The sequence below is a fragment of the Pedobacter sp. 05L430 genome (genome assembly GCF_056397585.1).
In genome coordinates, this window is sequence record NZ_JBFTNT010000282.1 from 1 (window position 1) to 5562 (window position 5562).

Here is a 5562-nt window from a genome sequence, read left to right on the forward strand (position 1 = left end):
GTCGTTAATTCTTAAATTAGAAAAATGACTTTTAAACTTAAATAATGAGTCTTCCTTTCCTCCTACACCCCCACCTAAGTGGAATATCTTTTTCCCCAATCTTCTGCCAATCAGGCTAATTTCATCCGTCAGTAATTTACTGGGCGATACTTTCAGGTATTTTTCAGAAGTGGCAGACAAGTGGTTTCTGACTACATTTTCGGATATCAATATCAGGGCTCCGCAAATCATTTCAGTACCATCATAAATCAGCACAAGCTCATTTTCAAATTCACGGGTATTGAGCAATCCGGCAAAATATTTTTCATCGAAATAATAACTCTTGCTGGCTCCCAACCGATCCATATTCTTATGATACATTTCTGTAAATGCAGCTATTTCGCTAGGACCCGCTGCATTTTTAATGGTATATCCGGTTTCCCGAAGTTTCTTTATCTGCCTTTTCAGCCTCTTATCGTATCGTGATCTCTGCTCTTCAATACTTAATGATAAATCCATATAGATGGTGCTTCCGTTAGGAATAACGCCTCCAATATTTTCCAGTAAGTAATGTTGATTAAGAAAAGGATACAATCGTGAAAAAACACATATACACTGTTCGGACTTCAGAAAATGACCGAACTCTTCTTTAAAGCTTTCAATCGTTAGTTGCGGAATATCCTTAAAATCTACATTAGATATTGGCCCTGCGTATCCATATACTGAAGTCATATCATATTGAGATGACCCTGCGATATTTCTCTTTATTAGTGGAAATGCTATAAATAAATCTTCTTTCTCGTAAATAAAAAGAATGGGCTCTCCTTCCATATTTAAGGAGTGGTAATACCAGGTGTGATATACTTCATAATTATGAGCCCGTTTAACATAAGCATCCCACTCCGCTTTTGCGCGGACAATTAAGCATTGATAAGACATGTATATTTTTTCTTTAAGGTGCGCTAGTGATCTGATTTTCCTAGGTAGTAGGATTATGCTCCTTCCAGAATATTAACCATAGTCTGGTTCACTTTGTTTACATCAAACTTTTCGCTTGCGTATTTTCTGCCATTTAGCCCGAATCTTGCAACATCATCTGTATGCCTTATATAGTACTCCATTTTAGAGGCCAATTGTTGAATATCTTTTATTGGAACCAAAAAACCATTGGCCTTTCTTAGAAGCGGGTTAATTGTTTCCCTGCATCCAACAGAATTACAGGTAATAACTGCCCTTCCCATTGCCATTCCCTCTAAAAGACACCGTGGAACTCCCTCTCCATAATAAGATGGTAGCACAATAACAGAAGATTTGTTAATGTATGGTCTTACATCATCAACCAGCCCAAAATATTGGATGGTTCCATCCGTTTTTATTCTTGAAAACAGATCCGCACTAATGGCATCAATGTTATCATCATAAGGCCCAATTAGTTTAAAAACAACATCAGGGAATTTTTCTTTGATCTGTTTTGCAGCATAGTAGTATTCCTTAATTCCTTTCGCGTTAATTAATCGCGAAATCATCAAAAAACTTATGTTATTTAAATCGGGGGGAGAGTACTCATAGTGAGACAAATCTACCCCCGAACCATTCACCACATGAGCTATATTCTTGTTTGTAATAATATTTGCACGAATCAGTGTATTATAATCATCCTTATTTTGAAAAATGATCTGCAATCTTTTACTTGCTCTCAGACTCAATTTTAACAAAATCCTTGTTATCTTTTGAACTACCGTTTTCCTTGAACCTACATTTAAAAAATTGTAGCCAAGCCCCGTCAGCATCGGTGTGATGTGATTTACTCTGCAAAACCTGGCAACAAAAGCGCCATAAATAACTGGTTTAAAAGTGTAGGGAAAAAACACATCGGGTTTAGTAGCTTTGATCAGCCTGCGCAATTCGAAGAGGTATTTAAGATCAGAGACTATTGATACATTACTCGGATTCAATCCATTTTCATATACCCTTACCCCCATTTCACTTAGCTTATTTTTAATCTCCTGATGTTCAATTTTAGGAGTAAAAATAATCACTTCGTGTTTTACAATTAATGCTTCTATCAATTTACCTCGGAAATCCAGCAATGAACGTGGAGAATCGCATGAGATCAAGATTATCTTTCTTTCTTTTACCATGTTGATTTAAATTTATAGGTAAATATTTAAGGGCCTGTTTCAACTGAGTTGAAACACGCCCTTAATACTATGACCATCAAAAAAGATGTTATTAAATCAAAAACTATTATTGCTTAAAGGTTCAGGATTGCTCCGGCATTTGCCATCACAGTCGCAGGAACATTTGCTGCTGGAATAAGTTCTGACTTGTATTCATAGGTTGGTACCCATGATGATGCTGCTGTTGAAATTTTGTTTACACTACCTTTGTAAATATTAGTGCTTGCGCCACTAACAAATCCTGGTTTTGAATTAAAATCAGTATAAATCGCATAATGCTGGTTCTCAAAATAGTTATTATCTGTTCTTACTGTCGCACCCATAGTTACACCAATCCCGTATCCGCTACCATTTTGCAGATAGTTATTAAATACGTGCATGGTTCCAAATCTTGTACAAGGTTGTCTTTCAGAAACATTATAGAAATAATTCTTGTAGACAGTAACACGAAGTTTACCAATATCGTTAGTGTTTGCATCTCCAAAACCGATTAACATCGCGACATTATTATCATGTAATCTATTGTACGATAAAGTAACATAATCTGCTCTGTTACCAACGTCTAACAGACCATCATAATAGTCCCATCCGTGATTTCTATCAGATGATAGATCGCAATGATCTACCCACACGTGATGAGCACCTTCTTTAATAACTATATTTGAATAGGTTACCACATTTCTGATGGTCATGTTACGGATGATTACATTACTGGTTCCATAAACTAATAAACCAACACCTTCCAAACTCGAACCTTTCATACCAAGGATTGTTTTATTGGAACCTACGTTTAAATAGCCTGTACCAGTAATTCTTCCGGATACCTTAATAATCGTAGCTGTATTTGATGAAACAGCATTTTTTAAAGCAGAATAAGTTGTTACAGTTATGGTTTGGCCACCTGTACCACCTGTGGTTTTACCGTCAACCATAGCATAACCAATAATAGCACCGCTTGTTGCCGGAGGCGCTACAGGACTCGTTACCGGAGGTTGTACAACAGAACCACTGCTGCCATCTAAGGTATAAGTATACTTACGTCCATTGGTCCTTGGATCGCTATTATCCGAAGCAGATATATATACGCTGGTAAGCCAATGACAAAAGCGTCCTTTACCAATGTTCCTGATGTCTGCTGCGCTTGAATGCGCAGGACCAAGCTCTTTTCCATCCTCAAAGACCCTCATTGTTGATACTTTGGGCTGGCTTTGTGAATCTCCTGACACTGGAAGCTCATAAACTCTGTAAGAGTAACCACCGTCACTTGCTACTCTAAATGTTTGTAATGATTTAATACCACTTGTGGTGCTCGTAGCTGCTACACCAGTATCAGTCTGCGTAAGTGGGTTTTCAGGGGTTGCCGCATCCGAGCCTTTTTTACATTTACTAAAAGTTAATACAACTAACAGTAATAGAAGGCTCATGGGCAGTCGATTTGATGTTTTGTTTTTTCTTTCCATTTGATTTTTTAAAAGTATACAATGGTAACGCGAAAAAGCGCGTCACTATACACTTCAAAAATTATGGAAAATCAATGATTTTACATAAAGAAAACCATTTTTCAGGCGCTAATCCAATTTAGCAAATCTCATCGATTTAATTATTATAATTAATAAATTATCATTCAGAAATTAGAATATCTTTTAGCTTAATCAAATATTACTTATTATTATATCAGGCATCAATTGATTAAAATATTTTCCAGATACAAATTTTAAATTAATTTAAAATAGTGATAAATTATTAATATCGACGTAGATATTAACTACAAAAAGCATGTTCAAACACATGAATAAATGTAATTTTTCCGTCACAAAAGAACCATCAGACCTCAAACTCTAAATATACTTGGCCCAAAACTTAGAATTATCAATAATTTTTAGTATTGTTTTGTAAGAGAATTATCAATGATAAACAACACTTGCTAGATGCGTTTGTCCCTTTTTTGTTACCAAGTAAAAATCTTTATACCAATTCACAAAATTTCTTACCCCTTCAGATACTGAAACCTTCGGATCATATGCCAGCATTTTCTTCATTACCGATATATCTGCCCAGGTTTCTGCAACATCGCCATTTTGCATTGGCATATAATTTTTATCGGCAATTTCACCTATATTTTTCTCAATTTCAGTAATAAACTCTAACAGATCTACTGATTCTCCTCTTCCAATGTTAAATACCCTGTATGGAACATTGGAACTCGAAGGGTCAGGAACAGAAGCGTCCCATAAAACACTTTTTTTTGCGGGATGATCAATAACACGAACAATTCCATCCACAATATCATCTATATAGGTAAAGTCCCGTTTCATTTTCCCATTGTTAAAGATATCTATCTGCTTGTGTTCCAGAATTGCTTTTGTGAAAAGAAATGGAGCCATATCAGGTCTTCCCCAAGGGCCATATACGGTAAAAAAGCGTAGCCCCGTTGTTGGGAGTTTAAATAAATGGCTGTAAGTATGGGCCATAAGTTCATTACTTTTTTTTGTAGCAGCATATATTGATACCGGATGATTTGCCTGATGACTTGGAGAAAACGGCATTCTTTTATTTAAACCATAAACGCTTGATGAACTTGCATAGACAAAATGTTTGATATTGTGTGTACGACAGCACTCTAAAATATTTAGGAAACCGGTGATATTTGAATCAATATATGCTCTGGGGTTCGTCAAACTATACCTTACTCCGGCTTGCGCGGCTAAATTACATACCGCATCAAAATGACATCCTTTAAAAAGTTTCTTCATCTTGCCATGATCTGTGAGATCTAGTTTAACAAACTGATAATTGGGATATTTACAACTTCTTACAGCTTTTCCATATTCTAAGGATAAACCATCAATTCCTGTTTCTGAGAGCCTGCCATGTTTTAGATTTACATCATAGTAATCATTAATATTATCAATTCCGACTACCTCATCGCCTCTTTCCAACAAATATTTTGCCAGATGATACCCAATAAAACCGGCTGTACCGGTAACCAATACTTTCATAACGATCGCTTTAAAATTTAGATTTATAGATTTAGGCTTAAAGGTTTTTATGCCACACTTCCAGACTGAATACGCAAAAGAGTATTTTGGCCCTTCTTTCATCAGAAATTTTAATCTTTCTGGCAATAAGGTCCATTATGAAGTCTTTTTTTATGATTTTAGAATATAAATTATCCGGAGCCATCAAATAGGTATTGATAATCTCTTTGAGTTCATGATCTACCCACTTCTTCAGGGGTATTTCAAATCCTCTTTTAGGTTGTTCAATGAGCTCAGCCGGCAGATATTTTTTTCCAAGCGTTCTCAAAATATCTTTGGTCTGGAGTTTCTTTATTTTAAAATTGTCCGGTAATCCAGGGGCAAATTCAAGAACTTCTTTTGCTAAAAAAGGGCTTCTTCCTTCT

5 protein-coding genes are annotated in these 5562 nt (G+C 35.8%); all 5 read right to left on the reverse strand.

The window, feature by feature from the left end; all coding sequences use genetic code 11:
- A partial coding sequence (locus AC1DG9_RS22495) for a GNAT family N-acetyltransferase (protein WP_477635273.1) occupies positions 1 to 918 on the reverse strand: 918 nt, incomplete at its 3' end.
- A gap of 53 nt (positions 919 to 971) precedes the next feature.
- Positions 972 to 2120: a glycosyltransferase family 4 protein gene (locus tag AC1DG9_RS22500; RefSeq protein ID WP_288883667.1), complete on the reverse strand. Its 1149-nt coding sequence runs from the start codon at positions 2118 to 2120 to the stop codon at positions 972 to 974.
- A 113-nt stretch (positions 2121 to 2233) separates the two neighbouring features.
- Positions 2234 to 3583, reverse strand: a complete 1350-nt coding sequence (locus tag AC1DG9_RS22505) for a pectate lyase family protein (protein WP_337715983.1) — start codon at positions 3581 to 3583, stop codon at positions 2234 to 2236.
- A gap of 480 nt (positions 3584 to 4063) precedes the next feature.
- Positions 4064 to 5158, reverse strand: coding sequence for an NAD-dependent epimerase (locus AC1DG9_RS22510; RefSeq protein ID WP_172662605.1), 1095 nt, complete (start codon positions 5156 to 5158; stop codon positions 4064 to 4066).
- Between the two features lie 37 nt (positions 5159 to 5195).
- Positions 5196 to 5562, reverse strand: a 367-nt coding sequence (locus AC1DG9_RS22515) for an asparagine synthase-related protein (protein WP_477635274.1), incomplete at its 5' end; no start/stop codon positions are given.